Below are 22,259 nucleotides of genomic sequence, written 5' to 3'. Positions count from 1 at the left end.
CATCGCAAATGTTTATGTTATTGCGTTTAACTCCAAATGTTTTTTATGCAAAAAGATTTCTTTTCACAAATCAGTCTTTACAAATTAAAAAACGGCTACCCGCATCCACAGGTAGCCGTTTTCTATTTATCATCTAAGTAAATCTACTTCCCAAACTTCTTCTTCAACAAACTTAAAGCATCCGCAATATTTATACTCCCCTCTATACAGGTGTGGCTTTAGGCATTTGACCACTATCACAAAATCTTAAAAAGGTTAGATTAAAAAGACTTAAACAGTCTTCACCCCATTTACAGCAATTATCCCATCTGCGATTTGTGCCGCCATTTGGGGTATTAAAATATTCATGTTATGTATGTACGCTTCTTTTTTCCAAAATAATTGCAATTGCGCCCTTGCCTGTTCGTTAATGAAAATGTCATTCTCTTTTGTTATTAAAAGCATGGCAATGTCCCCTCTGTTTTCTGTAACGATAAACACAAACTCATCCTTGTCTTTATACATGCCTTCCTTCCAGTAGTCAATGTGTTCCACCAGTTCAAACTCATATAAACCGTATGACATTTCTCCGTCCTCCAACAAGGCTTCTCGCAGCCTCTTTTCAATTTGCATCTCTTTTTTCATAAATTATATTTTGCTACTTCTCCTACTTCCCAAACTTCTTCTTCAACAAACTCAATGCATCTGCAATATTTGCACTCGCTGCTTCAACAGGTGCGGCTTTAGGCGTAGGTATTGGCCTGCGGTTGTTGTTGCTGCCGTTTTTAGCTGGTGCTTCTTCGGTTTGTTTAATGGAGAGTGCAATGCGCTTGCGGGCAATGTCCACTTCCAAAATTTTTACATTTACCTTGTCATTTAATTTCAGGGCTTCATTGGGGTCGGTAATATAACGGTGACATATTTCGCTTACGTGTACAAGGCCGTCTTGTTTTACGCCAATATCTACAAACGCCCCAAAACGGGTGATGTTGGTAACAATGCCCGGCACCACCATGCCTTCCTTGGCGTCTTCAATTTTATAGATGCCGGCAAATTCAAATTGTTCCAGCGTGCTGCGGGGGTCAAGCCCCGGTTTCTTTAATTCTTTTAGCACATCCTGAATGGTTAGCACACCAATTTGTTCGGTGGCGTATTTTTTTGGCTCAACGGTTTTTAGCAGGGCTTCGTTGCCCACCAATGCTTTTACCTCCACATTTAAATCAGCCGCAATTTTTTGGATAATAGGGTAGGCCTCCGGGTGAACGGAACTGGCGTCCAACGGGTTGCTGCCTTCTTTTATGCGTAAAAAACCTGCGCATTGCTCAAAAGCTTTCCCGCCCAAGCGTGGCACTTTCAGCAACTGCTCCCGGCTAGAGAACTTCCCCAATTCGTTGCGGTGCTTGATAATATTTTCTGCCAAAGACGGACCGATACCGCTCACATAGCTCAACAGGTTTTTGCTGGCCGTGTTTAGGTTTACGCCTACTTGGTTCACACAACTGATAACAGTTTGGTCCAATTTTTCTTTCAAACGGAATTGGTTCACATCGTGTTGGTACTGCCCAACACCAATGCTTTTTGGGTCCAATTTCACCAACTCAGCCAAAGGATCCATCAAGCGGCGGCCAATACTTACCGAACCACGCACGGTAATATCCTGATCTGGGAATTCTTCCCTTGCCACTTCCGAAGCGGAGTAAATAGAAGCCCCATCCTCATTTACCAGAAAAATAGGAAGGTTTAATTTCAGGCTCTTGATAAATTGTTCCGTTTCCCTGCCAGCCGTGCCATCGCCAATAGCAAAAGTTTCAATATTGTAAGTGGCCACTAAATCTTTAATAATATAGCTGGCTTCTGTTTGTTTGTTGCCCTCGTGAATGTAAATCAGGCTGGTCTTTAGCAAAGCACCTTGTTCGTCCAAACAAACTATTTTGCAACCTGTGCGGTAGCCGGGGTCGATTGCCAACACCCGTTTGCTGCCTAGCGGCGCACTCAGCAATAATTGCTTTAAATTTTCAGCAAATACATTGATGGCTTCTTCATCTGCCTTTGCTTTTAGTGTTGTCCTGAATTCTGTTTCCAAACTAGGGTGCAGCAAACGCTTGTACGAATCTTTGATGGCTTTTTTCACCTGCTCCACAGAGCTGTTCAAGCTTTCCGTAATATAAATATCTTCAATCAATTCTATGGCTTCTTCTTCCAGCGGTGCAATGTTCATGCGCAAATGCCCTTCCAGGAAACCACGCAAAATAGCCAGTATCCTGTGCGAAGGTATTTTGTGGATAGGCTCGGTAAAGTCGAAATAATCTTTGTATTTAATGGCTTCGGCCTCTTTTTCGGGCAATACCTTGCTTTGGAAAGTGGCAGTGTCCTCGAAACATTTCCGCATTTTGGCACGTACCGTGGCATCTTCGTTTACTTGCTCGGCAATAATATCCCTTGCACCTTGCAGGGCATCGTCTATGCTTAATACTTTGTCGTTCAAATAGCCCTTGGCTATTTCTTCCAGATTGCTTTGCACTTGTGACAAGATTAAAACCGACAATGGCTCCAACCCGTTTTCCCGCGCCGTTTGCGCTTTTGTTTTGCGTTTGGGTTTGTAGGGTAAGTAAATATCTTCTAGGTCTGTGATGGTTAATGCTTTGTCGATAGAAGCCTGCAAGGTTTCCGTCATTTTCCCCTGCTCTGTAATGGTTTTTTCAATAAAGGCTTTGCGGTCTGCAAATTCGGTGAGTGATTTGTGTTCATCCTGTATCTGTTGTATCTGCACCTCATCCAATGCCCCAGTTTTGTCTTTCCGGTAACGGGCAATAAAGGGGATGGTGCTGCCTTCGCCCAATAATGCTAAAACGGCCTCTACCTGTGAAACCCTCACGTTTATTTTAGCGGCAATAATCTGTTCAAACTTGTTCATATCCTGCAATTACATTTTTAATTTATCCGGCGGCGAATGTAATGGGATGGCGGTGAAAGAAAAAATAGGATTGTTTTTTTCGCCACTAAGGCGCAAAGGTTCGAAGTGGCACGAAGAAAAAATTAAAAAAGGATAAAAGAATATTGCAGTTTTTAAACTAACCAGTCGCTTTATGTAATCCATGGCATTACTAGGCACAAAGCAATTTGGGGGCGAAAAGGGTTTGAGTGCTTATTGAAATACTTTGTGCCGCTTTGCGTTTTCGTGTCTTAGTGGCAAAAAAACTACTTTACCAAAAACAAAAACAAGAACAAAACCAAAGGCGTGCCTATCATAAAAGTAAATAGCATAATTACCGTGAGGTTGTTGCACATTTCTTTCTGCTTGCGCTTTTCATCGTCCCTTGTGTTGTAAAGGGTGTATTTATCGTGCCATATAAAATGCACCAAGCGGCTTTTCCGGCTGTAAATACCAACAAAGAAATACAACTTCAAGAAAAACAACACGGCAAATGCTGCTGTAATTAACCAAAAAAAACAAATTACAATAAGTGGCATAATGGGCTATTTATTAAGTTTTGGCAAGCACATCTAGTGCAAGCTAGCTAAAATAATTTGCAACTGAAACTAATTTTAAGGAATTATGTACATATCACTATCCCTTTCAGTTTGTTTTTATTTTAATGTATGGAGGGTTGCCTATTCAAAAAGCGAGGTTTGATGATACCAAAGCAAGACTTTAGGGGATACAAAATAAAGTAGCTAATTTTACAGCTTTATTAAATACAGTGAACTATGATAGAGGGAAAAAGGCAAAAGCAGGTAGCATCGGTGTTACAGGCAGACTTGAATGAAATATTTACAAAACTGGCGTTGAATATGATGGGCGGGGGCATGGTGTCAATAGCATCTGTAAAAGTAACACCCGACTTGCTGGAAGCAAGGATATATATCAGTATGTTCCAAATTGCAGACAAGGATTTGGCCATGAAAAAAATAGAAGACAGGGCTTGGGAAGTGAAAAAACTGCTGGCAGATAAAATTAAAGGCCAAGTAAGAAGGATTCCCGTAATCCACTATTTTTTGGATGATACGCTGGACCAGGTATTTAAAATGGAGGAAGTATTTAAAAATTTAGCGGAAGGGAAGGTGTAAACTGTTCACCGTTGACCGTTGACAGATAGCGGAGGTCTCGGTGAACGGTTATCAGTTAACGGTTAACCTGCTTTAAACCCTACAATGTTGAAACTACTGTTTGCATGGCGGTATTTTAAATCTGAGAAATCGGTAAATGCCATTAATATTATTTCGTGGATCAGTGTACTGGCCATTGCCGTGGTAGTGGCTGCCTTGATTATTGTGTTCAGCGTATTCAATGGCTTTGAAGACTTGGTAAAAGGCTTGTATGCCGATTTTTATGCCGACTTAAGCATTTTCCCGAGCAAAGGGAAAATAATAGTGCTTACAAAGCAACAATTGCAGCAACTAAAGGGGCTGGAAGGTGTTGAGGCCATTAGCCTTGAAGCTGAAGAAAAAGCAGTTTTGGTAAATGGCGATTACCAAAGCATTGTAACCATGAAAGGTGTAGATGAAAAACAATCTTTAATCAATAATATTGGCACCCACATAGTAAGGGGGAAGTATGAGTTGGGGACATTAGAAAGCCCCAACCTAATAGTAGGAGTGGGGACTGAAAACGCCGTGGGGATAGACGTGGAAAAAGGGGTTTACCCACTTACTTTATATATGCCCAATAGAAAAGAACTGGCGCATTTTGGCACGGTTGAGGGGATGAATGCCTATAAAATTAACCCCGTTGGCACTTTTATGGTGCAACAGGATTTTGACAATAAGTATGTGTTTACCAACCTAGCATTTATGAAGTATATGCTAGACATGAAGCCCGATGATTATTCTGCTTGCGAAGTAAAGCTGAACCCCCATTTGAAGGAAGATAGAACGATAAAAAATATACAAAACTTGCTGGGCAACAATTATCAACTGCAAACAAGGTACCAGCAAAACCAAAGCCTTTATACCGCCATGCAGGTAGAGAAATGGGTTATCTATGGTGTAACCTGCCTTATATTGATGGTAGCTGCGTTTAATATTATAGGTGCGTTAACCATGCTGGTGCTGGAAAAGCAAAAAGATATTGCCGTGCTAAAAGCAATGGGTGCCAGCGAAAGCACCATACAGCAAATATTTTTAAGCGAAGGCGTATTATTGTCTATAACAGGTGGGGCAATAGGCATTGTGCTTGCAAGTGTCATTTGCATTGCCCAGATGCAATTCCATTTGATAAAACTAGAGGGAGGCACTTTCCTGATTGATTATTACCCTGTGAAATTATTGGCATCTGACTATGCTATTGTTTTTTGCACCGTGTTGATTATTGCTGTTGTGGCGGCTTGGCTACCTGCAAGAAAAGCAGGCAAACAAATACTTTCTTTAAAAAGTTAGGGTTGCTCACTGCGCTAAGTACCTTGTAAACTTCTTTTTCTTTGTGCTTCTTGGCGTTTTTGTGCCTTTGTGGCAAAAAACATAGAAGAATTTAGCACTGTAATCCTTAAAAAGTTAACTTCGCCCTCTCATAAAAACTAGAAAATATGGCATCTGCAGTAGAACTTAAAGAAATAGCCTCTCAAGTAAGGCGCGATATTGTACGGATGGTACACGGTGTGCAAAGCGGCCACCCTGGAGGCTCATTGGGTTGTACCGACTTTCTTACAACCTTGTACTTCAACACAATGGAACGCAAGGAAGGTTTTAGCATGGATGGCATTGGGGAAGATTTGTTCTTTTTGTCAAATGGGCATATATCCCCAGTTTTTTATTCTGTGCTTGCACGGTCTGGCTACTTTGATATAAAAGAATTAGGTAGTTTCCGTAAAATCAATTCCCGTTTGCAAGGCCACCCTACCACGCACGAGCATCTACCCGGCATCAGGGTTGCTAGTGGTTCATTGGGGCAGGGCATGAGCGTGGCTATTGGTGCTGCATTGGCAAAAAAAATGAATGGCGATACCAATACCGTGTTTTCATTACATGGCGATGGGGAGCTAGACGAGGGCCAAAACTGGGAAGCTATTTTATTTGCTGCGCATCATAAAGTAGATAATTTGATTGCAACCATTGACTTTAACGGGCAGCAAATTGACGGTTCTACTAAAAAAGTAATGAACCTAGGCGACATCAAGCAAAAGTTTGAAGTGTTTGACTGGACAGTACTAGAAATGGACGGCAACGATTTTGATGATGTAATTGCCACATTGGCAAAAGCAAAAAGCCATACAGGGCAAGGCAAACCTATTTGCATTGTAATGAAAACAATCATGGGCAAAGGTGTTGACTTTATGGAAGGTACACACGAATGGCATGGCATTGCGCCCAACGATGCACAACTTGCAAAAGCACTAGCTCAATTGCCAGAAACTTTAGGCGATTACTAAGTCTAGCATATCATCTTTATATATTAAAAAAGAGAATATAGTAATTAAACTATGTTCTCTTCTTTTGTCCGGGCATAACTTACGACTTACCACTATGCATAGAAATGGGTGCATAAAAGTTTTTCGCTTTATGGCACTATTCCCTAATCTTTAAAAACCTTATCTTTGTGCCAGAAATGCACTTGCTAAAAAAACAGGATAAATGTATTTTACAAGCTATCAACCAGTACTTGCACCAAAGTTGTTTTTTTATTAATATTAAGATAGTTTTAGCTTAAAAAATTAGCCTTGTATTGATGGCTGTAAAATACGCAAAAATTACGCACAAAATGAGCACAAAATACGCAAAAAGTATGCACGGATCACTCAAAAAATAAGCACAAAATAAGCATAAAATTTTGCTGTTATTGTTGATAATCAATGACTTAAAGGCGAGGGGACGATTTTTCAAAAAATCGCAAATAGGAAAAAATACCGAAAATTGTCAAAACTGAAACTATTTTAATAAAAAACCCAGAAAAAGTAATAGTGTAGAAATTGTATAAGTGTTCTCGTTTTGCATCCCATCTTCTTGCCCGTGGGGTGGTTGTTCCAGCTTTTGGGATAAGTGGCGGGCAGGGTGGAATAGGGTGTTTTTTCACTAAAAAGCGAAAAACTTTTATGCCCTCATAGAACTATTACCTTCATGAACTGTTTAATATTGTTTACTAATTAAATACTTGGAATGAAGAACAAACTAGTAATTGCCATTACTGGTGCTAGCGGCTCAATTTACGCAAAGCTGTTGCTTGACAAATTGATGGGGCTAAAGCACCAGTGGGAAGCCATAGGCGTAGTGATAAGCAATAACGCAAAAGAAGTATGGCAAACAGAACTAGGCAATGATGCTTATAAAGACTACCCCGTAAACTACTACGATAAAACAGATTTCTCAGCCCCCTTCGCATCTGGCTCGGCACAGTACAATACCATGATTATAGTCCCCTGCAGCATGGGTACATTAGGACGGATAGCATACGGCATTAGCGATGACCTAGTAACTCGTGCAGCAGATGTAATATTAAAAGAAAGAAGGAAACTCATATTAATGGCACGGGACACCCCTTACAGCCTTATCCATATCCGCAACATGGAAACCATTACGCTTGCGGGTGGCATTATTTGCCCTGCAACCCCTTCTTTTTACAATAGGCCTACTACAATAGAGGAAGTAGCTGCCACAGTGGTTGATAGGGTTTTAGATTTGGCAGGCTTAGATATTAGTACCTACCGCTGGGGCTACAAATAGTACCACTGATTTAATGATTCAAATGATTTGTTACTTACGTTGGTATTTTTTTGTCACGAAGGCTTAAAGGCTCAAAACGACACAAAGAAAAAAAAGAAGATGAAAAGCAACCGCTTTCTGTTATCCAAATATGGCATTGTTTTGGCAAGGCGATTATTATATTTGTCTATACAGCATTTATTAGTAAAACATAATCTATAAATAAAATCAATTTTTAAAACACATGAAAAAAACAATATTGGTTATCGGCTCAGCTTCTCTCGCTATTTTATTTGTATTGACTGCATGTTCAAAAAACGATAGCAGCAATAGTACCCCAGTTACAAATAGGGACTCTACATTGCAGCTAACCGTAGTTCAAAACGCGGCAGACCAAACCATTGTTCAAAATGATGAGGATATACTAGAAAGCGATGCAGGCATAGCTATAAAGGTAGCATCTAATCTTGATGGCTCTGTGCCTGCAGGATCAAAATACGATATTACCACACTTAATGGTGCTGTTATTGACATGAGTTCCTTGTCGGTAAATAACAAGGTAGTGAAGATTGGTTATGGAGGTTCTACCGTAAATAATATTACAAAAAGCGGCAATGTTACCATTACATTAATAAGTGGCTCTAAGTTTACAGATGCAGGGGCTGTTGTTAAAGAAACATTTGACAGCGTGGCAATTGCATACAACCATAAAACCCGTATTTACCAAGGCACTCGTTATATTAAAAACATTGCAGGTGGCAGCAGGTCTGCAGTGTCTGTATCATTCCCTTTTATTTATTCCATAAGAACAAGCGGCACTGTTACTTTTGAAGACAAATCAACGGCTAGTTATTGGGTTGCAAGAAGGAACTCTCTTAGCAATATCAGTGTAAACCCTGCATTTCCCACAACCTATGCAAGCGACGGCGACTCTACTCTTAGCGGCGATACATGCTCCATTGGGGGTACATCTCGGTATGGCAAAATTTTCAGGGTAAAATCTGCTCAAACCTATGCCGCATCTACTAATTGTGGCTTTGCTTTCCCCTATCAAGGTATCCGCAATTATATTTCAGACAACACGAGCATAAAAATAACTTTTGGCGTGGATGCAAATGGCAATCCTGTAGGCAATAATACCACCACTTGCGCTTATGGCTATAATATACAATGGACAAAATTAAATGGGCAAACGGGGCTGGTAACAGTTGCTTATTAAAATGAAAACTCACTGCCCAAAAAACCTTCTAGGTTTTGGGTAGTGAGTTTTCATTTTAATAACGCTCCTCTGTCTGCGTGATTTTTCTTTAACAATTTATTTTAATAAACCGCTTGGCATTTTATTAAACCTTTTAACCATAAACCCATCTATAAGTATTAATTATTCACTTTCAAAATTTGTCAAGATGAAAAAAGTAATGTTGATTTCTGGGGTTGCTATTGCAGCTATACTATTTACTATTTCAGGATGTAAAAAAAACGATACTGCTACTGCCCCTTCTGTAGCAGACGAAACAACACTTCAAACAAATGTTAGCGCAAATGCCGCCGACCAGACAAATGTACAAAACGATGATGATGCCATTGCCAATGATGCAAGCCGTGCTTCGGATGCGGTTGCCCCCTTTGATGCAACCACAGTAAGTGGCGGAGCAACCAGCGACAGCAGCACTGTGGCAGGTGCTGTTATCGATAAAAGCCCATTAAAACAAGGCGTTAAGAAATTTTTTATCAGGTATATTGGTGCTAATGGGTTTGGGGTGACTAAAAGTGGCAAAGTAACTGTTGAATTAATAAATGGTTCAAAATGGACTGATAAAGGCGCTGTTTTAAAAGAAACATTAGATAGCGTTCAGATAAACTATAACGGAAAAACCCGAATTTACAATGGCACAAGATATGTAACCAATGTTTCTGGTGGGTATATGTACACAGGCATATTAATAAACCCCAATATTTATACAGTACATGCTTATGGCACTGTTACTTTTGAAGACAATAGCACAAGGACATATTGGGCAGCAAGGAAAAATACTTTTAATAAAACTACTGCAACATTTACCAGTAGTGGCGACACTACCGTTAACGGAGATACTTGCACAATAGGTGGCACTTCTAGGTTCAACAAACCGTTCTTGGTAAAAGCCCCACAAACCTATGTTGCAAGTTTTGACTGCAACTATTTTAGGAACCCCATCGCTGGCGTGCGCACCTATGTTTCCGATGGCAGGAATGTTACTATCACCTTTGGCGTAGATGTGTCTGGCAACCAAGTAACTAGCGGTTGTGCTTATGGCTACAACATAACTTGGACAAAGTTGAATGGTCAGTCTAAAACAATAACAATAAAGTATTAAGTTACAAATTAACAAGTAGCTTGCAGAAGAAGCACAAAGCCAAAGGTTTCACTAAGCAAAGATATTTTTATGTATTTCTTAGTGCTACTTTGGGCTTTGTGCTTTTTTTGTCTTAGTGTCTTTGTGGCAGATTAACCAACCTCAAAATTCAAAATTTCCCAGCATCCTGTCTATATATTTCTTTTGGAAATAGTAGTTTTTTATTTGCAGCAACTCTTTTTCGGTAGTAATACCGTCCTTATAACCTTCCACAATATTTTTAACAGGTTCATACAATTTTTTTTGTAGTGCCTCTATTTCCAACTTCAATGTTGTTATTTGTTGCTCGCTGCCATCCATTTTTGCATCTGCCAGTTGTTCGTTCACTTCCATCACGTCCATCAGAAAGGCAGGAGGCAATTGGTATTTTTCATCATCCTCCAAAAGCCCTTTCAACTGCAGCACATATTTTATGGTTTCATCTGGACTGCTAAAAACTTTCAATGCCTTATTTAGCATAGCCGATTTTTGCAATGCATCTTCCTGTTCCTCGGCTGAAGCGGTTGAAAAAAAATCTGGGTGGAATTTCCTGCTTAGTACATAAAATTGTTTTTTCAAAGCGAGAGTATCTACTAACAAATTGACTGGTATATTAAAAAGTTCAAAATAATTCATCTATTGTATAATGTTTAGCAAATATTGGTTAAAGGTAATACGCTTGCAGCAGTGAAAGGAAAACCGGGGTATATTCATTGGCTTCTTTAATGGTTATTTCTTCGCAAATAGTAACTGTGGTGGCATAGCTGAATAAAAGCATTGCCCTAAAAAAAGGATGGGTGGGTGTTTGCTTTACCAATGCTTTACCTGAAAGATGAAAGCCAGCTTCAATAGCCAATCCTTCAAAATAGCCACAGCGGTGGTAGGGGAGAAGGATAGCAAAACTGCCATCTTTCAGCAGCAAAGTTTGTATAGCAACCAACAAAGCCTCTAAGCTCAATGCCTCGCTGTGCATGGCCAGGTTCTTTTTAAAGTTGTTGCTTTTTAAATCATTATCAAAAAATGGTGGGTTGCTAATAATGAAATCATATAGAGGGCTTGTGTTTCCTTGGCAAAAGGCTTGAATGGATGTATAATGCACCTGCAATTGCTTGTGCCAAGGCGAAGATGCAAAGTTTTCTGTAGCTTGCTGTGCAGCAAGTTTATCTATCTCTACAGCATCTATATGGCTATCTGGTGCATTTTGTGACAGCATCAAAGATAGAAGGCCTGTGCCAGTGCCGATGTCTAAAAAGCTGCCTTGTGGTTGGTTAAAAGCGATACGACCTTCATTAATACAATTGCCCACCCATGCGCCAAACAAACAGGCATCTGTGGTTACTTTCATTGCACAGTGCTGTTGATAGACAGTAAATTGCTTGAATTGGAAATAGTTGTTTGGCATGTGTGGTAGTAAAAAATGTCCGCTACACATTAAAGTGCGGGTGGCTAAGTTGTTCAAGAAAAATTTTAAGTACTTCTGGCCTTACTGCAATGGAAAAAGCAACCCCAAATACAGCTCCCCATAAATGAGCATCGTGGTTTATATTGTCGCTACCTTTTTTGCCCATGTAAATAGTGTAGGCTACATAAGCAATAGCAAAAACTATAGCAGGCACAGGTATTACAAATACTCGCAAGGTTTCCCAGGGGATTAACAAGATAGTAGAAAACAAAATAGCAGATACCCCGCCCGATGCGCCAAGGCTACGGTAATAATAATTGTTCTTGTTTTTTAAATACGATGGGATGATGCTTACAATAATGGAACTTAAATAAAGAACTATATACCATGCCCTGCCTACGCCTAGGTCGTCAACATACAATTGCTCCCAGATACGCCCAAAAGAATACAACGTAAACATATTGAATGCCAAATGCTGTATATCGGCATGGATGAAACCGCAAGTAAGGAACCTGTACCACTCGTTGTCCTGGGTAACGGCTTGTGGGTAGAAAATAAGCTTGTCTGTTAAGGCCTCATTTGAGAAAGCGATAAAGGACACTATACCCGTGATTGCAATAATAATAAGTGTAAACGAAATCATGCGTATGAAAGTTGTGTAAGGAAGATATTGCTACTAGGTTAAAAAACAAACCGCCTTAAAACGGATTTAAGGCGGTTTGCTTTATCGATAAATTTATAAATTACTACAGTACACGCCTTGCACACCTCAACTGCCCACGACCTTTAGGGTTGCTAGGGGAATACATATCTGAACCCATGAACATATTGTTCAACCTGATGTTCAATCTAATTTGAAAAGTATAATAGGCATCATTTTTATTTGGGTTGCCACGAGGGTATTTGTCTGTTTTTGGTGTATCTTGGTTGTAAGGACGAGTCCAACTTAGTTGATAAGCTTCCTTAGTTAATAGTGCATTTTGGGCATCACCGTGATTTTGATAATAAGCAATATTATCAGTAAAAACTTTTGCAGGAACATATTTATCAGAACTAACATCGTCTAAATAATCTGTAAATAACTGTCTATAGCTAATTTCTGCACCTATAGAAATTCCTTCGGTAATCTCATAGCGGATGCCCCCACCAAACTGCAAATTAAATTGTGTAAGGTTGTACCGCCTGTTTGGATATAGAGCCGCATGCGTTATGGTATCTATTAAATATTGCCCTTCGGTCCCCCTTTTATGCAATTCGTAGCTTGCACCTGATCGGGTTCCTGATGGGTCAAAGTGAAAAATAGAAGCACCACCAAACACATAAGGAACAATATCATGAAAAGAGCTATTTAGCAAGTCGTATTCGCCCATTAAACCAAACTCGATAATTTGCGATTTAAAATTCAAATTCCTTTCAGCAATACCACGGGTTGGTGATTTCTGGTCATCTGCCGCAATATTTGTATAAGTAAAATTGGAACGCAGCCTGTACCTTTCAGTAAGGGCATAAGTGGCACCTACACTAAAAGCTGGTTTAAAAGCAGGGGTATATCCATTAGATAAATCGCCCCTGTAGTTGCCTACGCCCAAGGATGTTGTAATCCATGCTTTCTGGGCTTTGCCAACGGTAGGCGATAATAAAAGTGCGGTAGTAACCGTGCAAGCCGCAATTAAATTTCTTAACATTTTCATTTTTCGCATCATGATACAATTGGGATATAAACTAATCAAAATTTAGGGTTAAAGGCAACGTTTTTTTAATCAATGGAGTCATTAAAATAATTCTTCTTCAAGCAATTTTCAGGACCCAATGAACAACTATACAAAAAATATAGTGATGCAAAATATAGAAAATTGGGCTTACAAAAAAACAATTAGGTCATTTAGAGCGTTTTAAGCAAAAAAACTTGTTAAATGATTGTTTTTTGAGTAAACTTTTTCCCAAATTAACTATCTAAAAGTATTTAGCTTTTTTATTGCGAATATTTTTTCACAACTTTATATAAAAATTGTGCCAATGTTTTGTATCGCCTGGCAAAGATGGTTATAGGTTGTTCTTTACTTTGTGCTTGTTTAAAATAGCCTTTAGCTCGCTTATTTGTTCTTCCCAAATGTCGGTTTTGCTTATCACATTGAATACTTGTATGCTTTGCCAAATAAAAACCCAGTTTTTGATTTGTTTTACTTTAAGAATATTACCCCAACCAACCTGCGTGCTAAAAGAGCCCCCTTTTATAATCAAGTAATCCTGGGTAAATTCATATTTAGTGGTTTCACCAAGCATTTTATTAGTCCTGAAACTCTTTTTAGATAAAAAATAGGGGAGGACAAGCATTACAACAAAGGCAATATTGAAATAGAACAATACCTGCCATGGAAAAGGTTCAGTTGCTGGGCTAAGTATATAAATACCCAAATACATCATTGCACACACGATTAACAATCCAATCCTTATAAAAGTAGTTTTTTGGGAGTAACGAAGTGCAAAGATTGCTTTCACATAATCTTTTTCTGTCAATTTCGATTGTATAATCATAATTGTTTTTTTTGTGGTAGTTAAAAAATGAATTGAGCTTCAAATATAAAGTGGTTTTAAAATACAAAAAAGCACGCCGAAAATATTTTCAGCGCGCTTTTTTGTATTCATTTTATTCCCAAACTCGGTTACCAATATTGGTATCCCATCAGCCTTGCCATTTCCACCTTGGCTAGGCACAATTGGTACTGGTATTGCAGTTTAGTTAATTCAGCCCTTTGCAAATTGGTACTGGCATTGGTCAATTCCAAGTTAGTGCCTACTCCATTTTTAAAACGGGTAGCAGCTAAAGAAGTAGCATATTTGGCTGCCTCTATCTGCCCTTGCGTATTGTGTATCCTTCTTAGGTTCGACAATAAATCGGTTAGTGCTTGTTCCAAGTCTTTTTTGTAAGTGCTGCTAAGCGTTGCAATGGCCAGTTCATTTTGTTTTACCAGTGTTTGCGAAAGTTGCGCCTGTTTTTTTGTTTTGCCACCTTCGTATATGGGTATTTTTAGTGCTACTCCTGCATTGTAATTGAATTTTATCTCATTTACCGCAGGTACATACCCATTTTTCAAACCTGTTGCTGCACCAACGTTAATGCTGGGTTTTGTGCCTAGTTTGGCAATTGCCACATCGCTTTCGGCCTGTTTTACCTTGTCTTTTGCCAAGGCAAAGTCTGGGTTACTGGCTTGTGCATCTGCAAGTGCGCTTGCCACGTCTTTCATTGGTATTTCAAAATCGAACGTATTGCCTTCTGTTTCTTTTTTACCAGTGGTGTAGCCAAGCAGATTTTGTTGTTTTTGCAGGTTGTTCTGCAAGTCTACTTTCCTGTTTTCTTCTGCGTCTATTTGGGTTTGAATGTTCAGCACATCTATTTTAAGGGCATCGCCATTTTTGTATTTATTTTCTATAAAGGTTTTGTTATCACCCAAAAAACTCAAAACGCTGTCTTGTATGCTTATAGCGTGTTGCAGGTAAATAATATTGTAATAAATATTGGTTACTTGCGAAGCTAGTTGGAATTTGGCATACAATACATTATGCTCGGCATACTTCAATTCTGTTTTTGCTTTTTCCACATTGGCTTTTATGCGGCCAAAATCATACAATAAATAATTAGCACTAACATTCCCATCCAAATTATGTATAGGTGCAAACTGAAATTCCGCCCCGCCTATGGGTACTTGTATTTTAGGTTCTACAAAGCGGTAAGTGGCATTCCCATCCACGGTAGGCGTATTAATGCCTGACAGATCTACTTTTTGCTTTGCTGTTATAACTGTATTTTCTACCTCTTTTATCCTAGGGAAATAGGAGAAGGAGTGATTGATAAATGATTTTAGCTCGGTATTGGCTGCTTCTTGTGCCGAAGCCTCAACCGCAACTAAAATAGTAGTACTAATGAATAGGATTGTTAATATTTTTTTCATAAATAATTTATTAAATGGGTTTTAATTTAAAAATGATAGTTGACAATTTTTAATTGATATTTTACATTTGTTTAGCCTATTTATTTTACTCTATTCTCTAATCAATTATCCATTGTCTATTATCAATTATTCTAATGCGCTTCCGCCGCCGCCTTCATTGCGGCAGCAATTTCTTCTTTTGATTTCTTCTTAACCTTAAGGAAAACCACCAGCGGCAACACAAGGATAAAAAACACGGCGATTAGCCGGAAAGTATCTAAATAAGCCAGATAATAGGCTTGCCTTTCTATCGCACCATTCAGTACACCCAATGCTCGCCCGGCAGCACCTGCAAAGTCACCTGTCTTTGCAATAATGCCTTGGGTAATAGTATTTAGCCGCTCCGTCAATTGCGGGGTACCATCAGGTATGCTGCTTACCAAATTCATACGGTGGGTAGCATAACGGTTGGTAACATAATTATTCGCCATAGCAATACCAAAAGCACCGCCTAGTTGCCGTATCATATTGTTTAGCCCAATGCCTGTTGCATAATCTTTTTGCTGCAACCCTGCCACTGCCTGGTTGATTAAGGGTAATTGTGAAAAGGCAATACCCATTGCCCGTATCAACAAAGGCCAAAAGAAATCACCCCGGCCAACATCGATACTTACTTTGGAACTCATATAGCTATACAGCGCAAACAAAGCAAAACCAACCACAATAAAAGGGATGGGGGATACGCCTTTACCCATTAATATACCTGTAACCGGCATCAGAACAACGGCAGCGAGGGTAGGTGCTAGTAAAGAAATACCTGTTTCAAAAGCAGTGAAGCCCAGCACCCGCTGCGCCAATACTGGGTAAACAAATACAGAAGTATATAAACCAAAGCCCGCAACAAAAGTGAACACTGTGGTAAAAGCTAGGTTTCTATTGCCCATAACCCGGAGGTTTACGGCAGGCTGTTTTTGTTTCAGCTCATAAAAAATAAACGTGATTAGCCCAACCGCTGCTATGCAAGTACAAACCCTGATAATTTGACTGCTAAACCAATCTTCAGATTCGCCACGTTCCAGTACAAATTGCAGGCAACCAATTCCCGCCATCAGTAGGAAAATGCCTGTATAGTCTATTTTGATGCTGTCTTTTTTGGTGCCTTCGCCTTCTTTTTTATTAATGAAAATATAAGAAAGCACAGTTGCCACGATACCAATAGGAATATTAATCATGAAGATAAGCGGCCACGAGGCATGGTCTATAATATATCCACCAAGGGTAGGGCCAAGGGTAGGTCCTAAAACGATACCCATACCAAACATACCCGAAGCCTTTGCCCTGTCTTTTGGTTCAAACGCATCAAATAAGATGGCTTGTGAAGTGGAAAGCAATGCACCGCCACCAATGCCTTGCACAAACCGCCATAAAATGATTTCTATTAGTGAGTGCGATTGGCCACATAAATAAGAGGCGACCGTAAAAACAATCATTGAAGCGATGTAATAATTCTTCCGACCAAAATACTCTGCCAGAAAGCTGGTCAATGGTATGATGATTACGTTGGCTATTGCGTAGGAAGTAATTACCCAGCTAATATCCTCGATGCTTACGCCAAGGCTACCACTCATGTCGTTCAGTGCTACGTTTACAATGGAAGTATCCACTAACTCCATGATAGCCGCAGCGATAGTTGTGATGACTATAATTGTACGTGCCAATCCTTTTGGGTATACCACAGGAGGGGCTAATAATGTTGTTGCCATAAATTAAATAGGGATTAAGAATTAAATAATCAGGAATTAGGTCGAAAGGAATTAGAGTATTATCAACTCCTAATTCGTAATTCCTAATTCTTAATTACCTCTACTTCCACACTCAGCCCTGCCCTCAAAATATTTCTATACTTGTAAACGTCTTTTATCCAGATTTTTACGGGTACACGTTGTGTTACTTTTACAAAGTTGCCACTGCTATTGTCTGGTGGCAATAAGGCAAACCTGGCACCTGTTGCATCACTCAAACTGGCAACCGTTCCTATTATTTTAGTATCAGGATAGGCATCTACTTTCAGTTCCACTTCTTTACCCGGTACAAGAGCGGCAATTTGGTTTTCTTTAAAGTTGGCTACAACCCAGTAAGTGGTATCGTTTACAATAGAAAATAGGGGAGTACCTGCCTGTACAAATTGGCCTTCGCTTACATTCTTCTTACCAATTTTACCTGCTTGTGGGGCATATATTTTGGTGTAAGTCAATTTGAGTTTTTGCTGGTTTATCCTAGCTTGTTTTACAGCCATAGCTGCTTCTGATTTTTTTACAGCAGACTCCAATACCGCAATACGGCTTTGGGCTGTACTCAAATCATAATGGGTATTGTCCAACGATTTAATAGCTGTTTCATAAGCAAACTTGCTATCATCCAATTGCTTCTTGGTGATGGCTTCTGCCGCATACAGGTTTTTGTCACGGTTATAATCTTCCAAAGCTTTCTGGCGCCTTACATCGCTCAGGTCTATATTCCCATTGTTTACTTTCAAGGAAACAGTTGCGTTGTTTAATGAAGCCTTGGCATTGTCTATGTCCACTGTTGCCTGAGCATAATCAGCTTGCATTTCTTCTAATTGTGCTTGCAATTCTGCATCATCTAGTTCTGCTACTAATTGCCCTGCTTTTACGCTATCATAATCTTTTACCACAATGCTCTTAACATACCCAGATACACGAGGTAGGACAGGGGTTATTTGTGTTTCAACTTGTGCATTGTCTGTAGTTTCATGCGTAAGGCTAAAATATATTTCTTTATAGCCAAAATAACCACCTACAACCAGTACTAGTGCCAGGATAATTGGTTTTACTACCGATTTCTTTTTTTGTTCTGTTGCTTGTTCCATGTTTAATTATTGTTTAAGGTAAAAATTACTTTTATACACCAGCTAAAGCAGATGGCAATTCAGCGGCCGCAATTCCAATTTATTATTGAGTTGGAGGCAATTTATGAATCAGCCGAAGGCTGAAAACTTAATACTTACCACTTATGACTTACGACTGATGACTTAAGGCTGATCACTTACGACTAAGTGTGCATGTATCATTTGCTTGATATGGTTAATCAGCCGCTCCCTAAATTCTTCGTCTGTATATGGCTCGTTGGTTTCTTGCTTCAAGAGCAATTTGTTGCACATGCTTTTGGAAGATACTACTTGTGTTATGGAGCCAAGGATGGATGTAACGGTTAGCAAGGCATCCACTTTTCTAAATTGCTTTTTTTCAATGCCTTTATCAATAATAGCCGCAAAGTTCCTAGCGTTTTTTGAAAATAAAGTTGTAAGCGAAGCATGTATCCCTTCCCTTTTAATATCCATCAGTTCCTTATGTAGAAACTTATGGAAATTGACACCAGATAAAATCCTTGTTACATAGTCCTCAATCAAAATGTCTATTTTATTCAGTTCCGATAGGGAAGGGTTGGCTTCTATTTCCTCAATCCTATCCTTCATATACAAAGCCTTGTCTGAAATTATTGCTTCTACCAGTTTCTCTTTGCTGCCAAAATAGTAATTGATCATGGCCACGTTTACGCCTGCCACTTTTGACAAATCCCGTATGCTAGTCCCCTCAAAACCCTTGTCTGCAAACAGGGTAATTGCGTGTTCCAGTATATGCCCCCTTTTATCTACTGCCATCTTATTTTTCTTTTGACATTGCAAATATTAAACAAACGTTTAAATAAAACAAACGTTTGTTTAAATTTAATTTAAAATAATATGTCATTTGCTCCTGAAAAAGCATTTCAACCTTCTATTTATATTTTAACTTTTATTATGACAATCCAACGCTATACAGGTTTGGTATCCTTTGCGCTGCACCCTATATTTGTTGCTTTCCCCACTAATGATAAATAATAATGTATCGTAAAATGATATTTCCTATACTCACATATATTTTATTAGCTTGCAATTCATCACCTAAAAAGCCAGTCAATAAACCATTGGCACCAGTGCCTGTGCACAGCGTGCCACTTAGCCCCAAAGAAAAAGAATATTATTTCAATGCCATTGCCCCCCTATATAAAAGCATGTTGCTAACCAAAGGGTTCAACGGGGCAATATTGGCTGCCAAGAATGGGGACATTGTATTTGAAGATTACCATGGCTATGCCAATTTAAAAGAAAAAACGCCCATCACGGCAAACACTACTTTCCACTTGGCTTCTATTTCTAAAACCTTCACGGCCATGGTTATCCTGCGTTTGATGGAGCAAGGGCGGCTAAAACTAGACGATGAAGTAAAGCGTTACCTGCCTACTTTCCCATACGACAATATCACCATAAAAAACCTGCTTACCCACAGGAGCGGCTTGCCTAACTATATCTATTTCATGGATGGGGAAAATGAGACAACAGTTACGCATAAAAAAAACAAGCGTGGCAAAATCATTACTATTACAAGGACAGTAAGAAATAAATCGCAAGCTTTTGTAGGGCAGGCAACCAACCAAGATGTACTGCGTTGGATGGCCCAAAAAAGGCCGGCCGTGGAGGCTGCTCCAGACCGGGTATTCAAATACTGCAATACCAATTATGTATTGTTGGCCATGATTGCAGAAAGGGTAAGCGGCATCCCTTTTCCTACTTACATGAAAGACAGCTTGTTTACCCCCTTGGGCATGACTAATAGCTTTGTGTTCACAGCAAAAGACATCCCCAACTATACGCCGTCTTACATGGGCAATACCCCAGCAAAACTGGAAAAATTTGACTGTATTTTTGGCGACAAAAGCGTGTATAGCACTGTGAGGGACATGCTGCAATGGGACAAGGCATTGTATGCTGGCACGTTTGTAAGCAGGCCAACACTTGAAAAAGCATTTACAGGCTATAGCAATGAACATAGGGGCCAGCACAACTATGGCTATGGATGGAGGCTATTGATAAACCCGGGGGAAACCATTGTTTACCACAATGGGTGGTGGCATGGCAACAATACGGTTTTTACCCGACTTGTAAAAGACAGTGCCACTTTAATTATATTAGGTAACAAATTCAATAGCAATATTTATAGTGCTAGGAAAATAACGTCTGTATTCACGGGAAATATAGACACCACAAGATTGATAGAATAAAACTTACAACTCGCCACTTTAATTACCACAAAGGCACAAAAACACCAAGAAGGACAAAATTAAATAAGGTTAAAAAAATATTGAAAAAACCTAAGTATTCCACTTATTTTCCTTTGTGCTACTTTGAGCCTTAGAGTCTTTGTGGCGAAAAATACCTTGGTACTTATATAAACTTTAGCCCTTCTTTTTCCAGTAATTTATATTGTGCCTCGTCAAAAATAAAATAGAACGAGCCTTTTCGGGAAGATGCTTTTTCTTTTTCTTCCAATTTTTGGAGGATGTTCATGGAGAAAATTTTGCGTGAAAAATTCCTTTTATCTAGCGGCATTTCATAGATAGCCTCGTACAAAGCTTGCAATTGCTTTAAGGTAAATTTTGGGGGCAGCAAGGCAAAGCCCACGGGATGGGTAGCCACTTTTTCACGCAGTTTTTCCTTAGCATCTTCTACCATTTGGCGGTGGTCGAAAATTAGGTCGGGCAATTTTTTCAGGCTTACCCACGTGGCATGGTGTTCTTCTAGCAGTTCTTTGCTATAATCGGCTATGTTAATTAAGGCAAAATAAGCAATGGAAACCACCCTAGCTTCTATATCTCTATCTAATGCGCCATAGCAGTGCAATTGCTCCATATATATATTCCCAAGCCCTGTCAGCTCATACAATACCCTTTCAGCAGCGGCATCCACGCTTTCGATGCCAGACACAAATCCACCCATCAAGGACCAGTTGCCTTTTTGCGGCTCCAGTTTCCTTTTTACAAACAACCCCTTTAAATCCTCCCCATCAAAGCCGAAAATAATACAATCGATAGCCAATAAATGGCGGTGTACATGCTTATAAGTAATACTACCCATTCAATAGTTTAATGCTTCCTAAAAAAACAAAACAGCGTTACAAAATAAGCAAATAGTTGCTACTTGTGAGCAAGTTAGTGGGTGCATTTCAAATCTTCGCTTTTTATTCTCCTTTTTTATTTATCAGCAAGATAGATAATTGATGATGATAGGCGTACCCTAATTCCCGACCTCACCCCAACCCTCTACAAAGGGAGAGGGGTGCAAGAACAAACGAGGGAATAAGAAGAACTAAGCGAAGATTTAAAATGGCTTTTTTCTTCTTTTTTCGTTATTTATTTTTTTTCAGAACCTACCTTTTTGCCTATAACTCATTGATATTCAATTGTTTATGTTTTTTTAAGCCTCGTTTTTTATTATAATTTAAGTGAATTTTATGATAATTTATTGATAATGGAATGATAGTTTTATGATAATAAGCTAATAATTGATTGATAAGAAACTATTAAGATTTTGATGGTGGATTATCATTTTCTAAAGCCAACTACCATCCGATGCAAGAGGCAAGGCCAAGATGCCCCTTACTGTAAAATTGGCATGAATAGGTATATAACCCAAAATAAAAATCCTATATGGGGGAAATATGCCCCCATGAGCATCCAAAAATGCCCCCATATAGGATATTTGTTGAGCAGAAAACTGTTAGATTATTTCCTGCTTCTGCCAAATAGAAAACAACAAAAAACGGAATTTTGAAATGCACCCGTTTTTGTTTATTGTTGTTTTTTTCTTTAGATTTGCTTTCAATCTTAGTTCTTTCTATCTTTATCAACAACCTTCTTTCCAACTTTCCCCATCGAACCCTGTTGTGATTTGCTTTCAATCTTAGTTCTTTCTATCTTTATCAAAAACAGGTTCTCAAAAACCATAATGGCATAAGCGTTGTGATTTGCTTTCAATCTTAGTTCTTTCTATCTTTATCAACAACTTGAGGTTTTTGAGCCGCTACAATTATTGTGTTGTGATTT

Annotated in this window: 20 protein-coding genes and 1 CRISPR repeat array (1 of these 21 cut by a window edge); of the genes, 7 read left to right on the top strand and 13 right to left on the bottom strand. The window is 39.1% G+C overall.

The window, feature by feature from the left end; translation table 11 throughout:
• Positions 1 to 270: 270 nt before the first annotated feature.
• The 3 genes from ACHFIY_RS14470 to ACHFIY_RS14460 form a co-directional block, all read right to left on the bottom strand.
• A complete protein-coding gene (locus ACHFIY_RS14470; RefSeq protein ID WP_410846820.1) occupies positions 271 to 624 on the bottom strand; it encodes a hypothetical protein in 354 nt (117 codons plus the stop codon).
• 22 nt (positions 625 to 646) lie between these two features.
• Positions 647 to 2,893, bottom strand: a complete 2,247-nt coding sequence (locus ACHFIY_RS14465; protein ID WP_410846819.1) for a Tex family protein — start codon at positions 2,891 to 2,893, stop codon at positions 647 to 649.
• A 284-nt stretch (positions 2,894 to 3,177) separates the two neighbouring features.
• Positions 3,178 to 3,450: a hypothetical protein gene (locus ACHFIY_RS14460; RefSeq protein WP_410846818.1), complete on the bottom strand. Its 273-nt coding sequence runs from the start codon at positions 3,448 to 3,450 to the stop codon at positions 3,178 to 3,180.
• Positions 3,451 to 3,687: 237 nt separating this feature from the next.
• Here ACHFIY_RS14460 and ACHFIY_RS14455 point away from each other — a divergent pair, with 237 nt between their 5' ends.
• The 6 genes from ACHFIY_RS14455 to ACHFIY_RS14430 all read left to right on the top strand — a co-directional run bounded on the left by ACHFIY_RS14455 (position 3,688) and on the right by ACHFIY_RS14430 (position 9,968).
• On the top strand, positions 3,688 to 4,047 hold the full coding sequence (locus ACHFIY_RS14455) for a ribosome-binding factor A (RefSeq protein WP_410846817.1): 360 nt from the start codon (positions 3,688 to 3,690) through the stop codon (positions 4,045 to 4,047).
• An 84-nt stretch (positions 4,048 to 4,131) separates the two neighbouring features.
• Positions 4,132 to 5,355, top strand: a complete 1,224-nt coding sequence (locus ACHFIY_RS14450) for an ABC transporter permease (RefSeq protein ID WP_410846816.1) — start codon at positions 4,132 to 4,134, stop codon at positions 5,353 to 5,355.
• 146 nt (positions 5,356 to 5,501) lie between these two features.
• Complete coding sequence (locus ACHFIY_RS14445; protein ID WP_410846815.1) at positions 5,502 to 6,344, top strand: transketolase; 843 nt, start codon at positions 5,502 to 5,504, stop codon at positions 6,342 to 6,344.
• Between the two features lie 724 nt (positions 6,345 to 7,068).
• On the top strand, positions 7,069 to 7,632 hold the full coding sequence (locus tag ACHFIY_RS14440; protein ID WP_410846814.1) for a UbiX family flavin prenyltransferase: 564 nt from the start codon (positions 7,069 to 7,071) through the stop codon (positions 7,630 to 7,632).
• Positions 7,633 to 7,855: 223 nt separating this feature from the next.
• Positions 7,856 to 8,830, top strand: coding sequence for a hypothetical protein (locus ACHFIY_RS14435; protein WP_410846813.1), 975 nt, complete (start codon positions 7,856 to 7,858; stop codon positions 8,828 to 8,830).
• A gap of 187 nt (positions 8,831 to 9,017) precedes the next feature.
• Positions 9,018 to 9,968 (top strand): hypothetical protein, encoded by a 951-nt coding sequence (locus tag ACHFIY_RS14430; RefSeq protein ID WP_410846812.1) that lies wholly within the window; start codon positions 9,018 to 9,020, stop codon positions 9,966 to 9,968.
• Positions 9,969 to 10,109: 141 nt separating this feature from the next.
• Here the strand turns inward: ACHFIY_RS14430 and hscB are convergent, their stop codons facing one another.
• From hscB to ACHFIY_RS14385, 9 genes are all read right to left on the bottom strand, one after another.
• Positions 10,110 to 10,622 (bottom strand): Fe-S protein assembly co-chaperone HscB, encoded by a 513-nt coding sequence (gene hscB / locus ACHFIY_RS14425; RefSeq protein WP_410846811.1) that lies wholly within the window; start codon positions 10,620 to 10,622, stop codon positions 10,110 to 10,112.
• A 28-nt stretch (positions 10,623 to 10,650) separates the two neighbouring features.
• Positions 10,651 to 11,388: a tRNA1(Val) (adenine(37)-N6)-methyltransferase gene (locus tag ACHFIY_RS14420; RefSeq protein WP_410846810.1), complete on the bottom strand. Its 738-nt coding sequence runs from the start codon at positions 11,386 to 11,388 to the stop codon at positions 10,651 to 10,653.
• A gap of 22 nt (positions 11,389 to 11,410) precedes the next feature.
• Positions 11,411 to 12,031 carry a rhomboid family intramembrane serine protease gene (locus tag ACHFIY_RS14415; RefSeq protein WP_410846809.1) on the bottom strand — a complete coding sequence of 207 codons (621 nt, stop codon included), beginning with the start codon at positions 12,029 to 12,031 and terminating at the stop codon, positions 11,411 to 11,413.
• Positions 12,032 to 12,134: 103 nt separating this feature from the next.
• The gene (locus ACHFIY_RS14410; RefSeq protein WP_410846808.1) at positions 12,135 to 13,079 is read right to left on the bottom strand and encodes a DUF6089 family protein; all 945 of its coding nucleotides are present in this window, start codon (positions 13,077 to 13,079) and stop codon (positions 12,135 to 12,137) included.
• A gap of 352 nt (positions 13,080 to 13,431) precedes the next feature.
• Positions 13,432 to 13,923, bottom strand: a complete 492-nt coding sequence (locus ACHFIY_RS14405; protein WP_410846807.1) for a hypothetical protein — start codon at positions 13,921 to 13,923, stop codon at positions 13,432 to 13,434.
• Between the two features lie 128 nt (positions 13,924 to 14,051).
• Entirely contained in the window at positions 14,052 to 15,338 is a 1,287-nt protein-coding gene (locus ACHFIY_RS14400) for a TolC family protein (RefSeq protein WP_410846806.1), read from the bottom strand.
• 131 nt (positions 15,339 to 15,469) lie between these two features.
• A complete protein-coding gene (locus tag ACHFIY_RS14395) occupies positions 15,470 to 17,080 on the bottom strand; it encodes a DHA2 family efflux MFS transporter permease subunit (RefSeq protein ID WP_410846805.1) in 1,611 nt (536 codons plus the stop codon).
• A gap of 83 nt (positions 17,081 to 17,163) precedes the next feature.
• Positions 17,164 to 18,207 (bottom strand): HlyD family secretion protein, encoded by a 1,044-nt coding sequence (locus ACHFIY_RS14390; RefSeq protein WP_410846804.1) that lies wholly within the window; start codon positions 18,205 to 18,207, stop codon positions 17,164 to 17,166.
• A gap of 162 nt (positions 18,208 to 18,369) precedes the next feature.
• A complete protein-coding gene (locus ACHFIY_RS14385; RefSeq protein WP_410846803.1) occupies positions 18,370 to 18,999 on the bottom strand; it encodes a TetR family transcriptional regulator in 630 nt (209 codons plus the stop codon).
• A 233-nt stretch (positions 19,000 to 19,232) separates the two neighbouring features.
• Here ACHFIY_RS14385 and ACHFIY_RS14380 point away from each other — a divergent pair, with 233 nt between their 5' ends.
• Positions 19,233 to 20,438 carry a serine hydrolase domain-containing protein gene (locus ACHFIY_RS14380; RefSeq protein WP_410846802.1) on the top strand — a complete coding sequence of 402 codons (1,206 nt, stop codon included), beginning with the start codon at positions 19,233 to 19,235 and terminating at the stop codon, positions 20,436 to 20,438.
• Positions 20,439 to 20,601: 163 nt separating this feature from the next.
• On the opposite strand, the gene ACHFIY_RS14375 is transcribed toward ACHFIY_RS14380, so the two are convergent.
• The gene (locus tag ACHFIY_RS14375; protein WP_410846801.1) at positions 20,602 to 21,291 is read right to left on the bottom strand and encodes an NUDIX hydrolase; all 690 of its coding nucleotides are present in this window, start codon (positions 21,289 to 21,291) and stop codon (positions 20,602 to 20,604) included.
• A gap of 729 nt (positions 21,292 to 22,020) precedes the next feature.
• A CRISPR array of direct repeats spans positions 22,021 to 22,259; the repeat unit is 47 nt; unit sequence GTTGTGATTTGCTTTCAATCTTAGTTCTTTCTATCTTTATCAACAAC (it continues 1,113 nt past the right edge of the window).

Source organism: Parasediminibacterium schistidii (assembly GCF_046546515.1).
GTDB lineage: Bacteria > Bacteroidota > Bacteroidia > Chitinophagales > Chitinophagaceae > Parasediminibacterium.
This window is presented reverse-complemented; position numbering and strand designations above follow the sequence as displayed.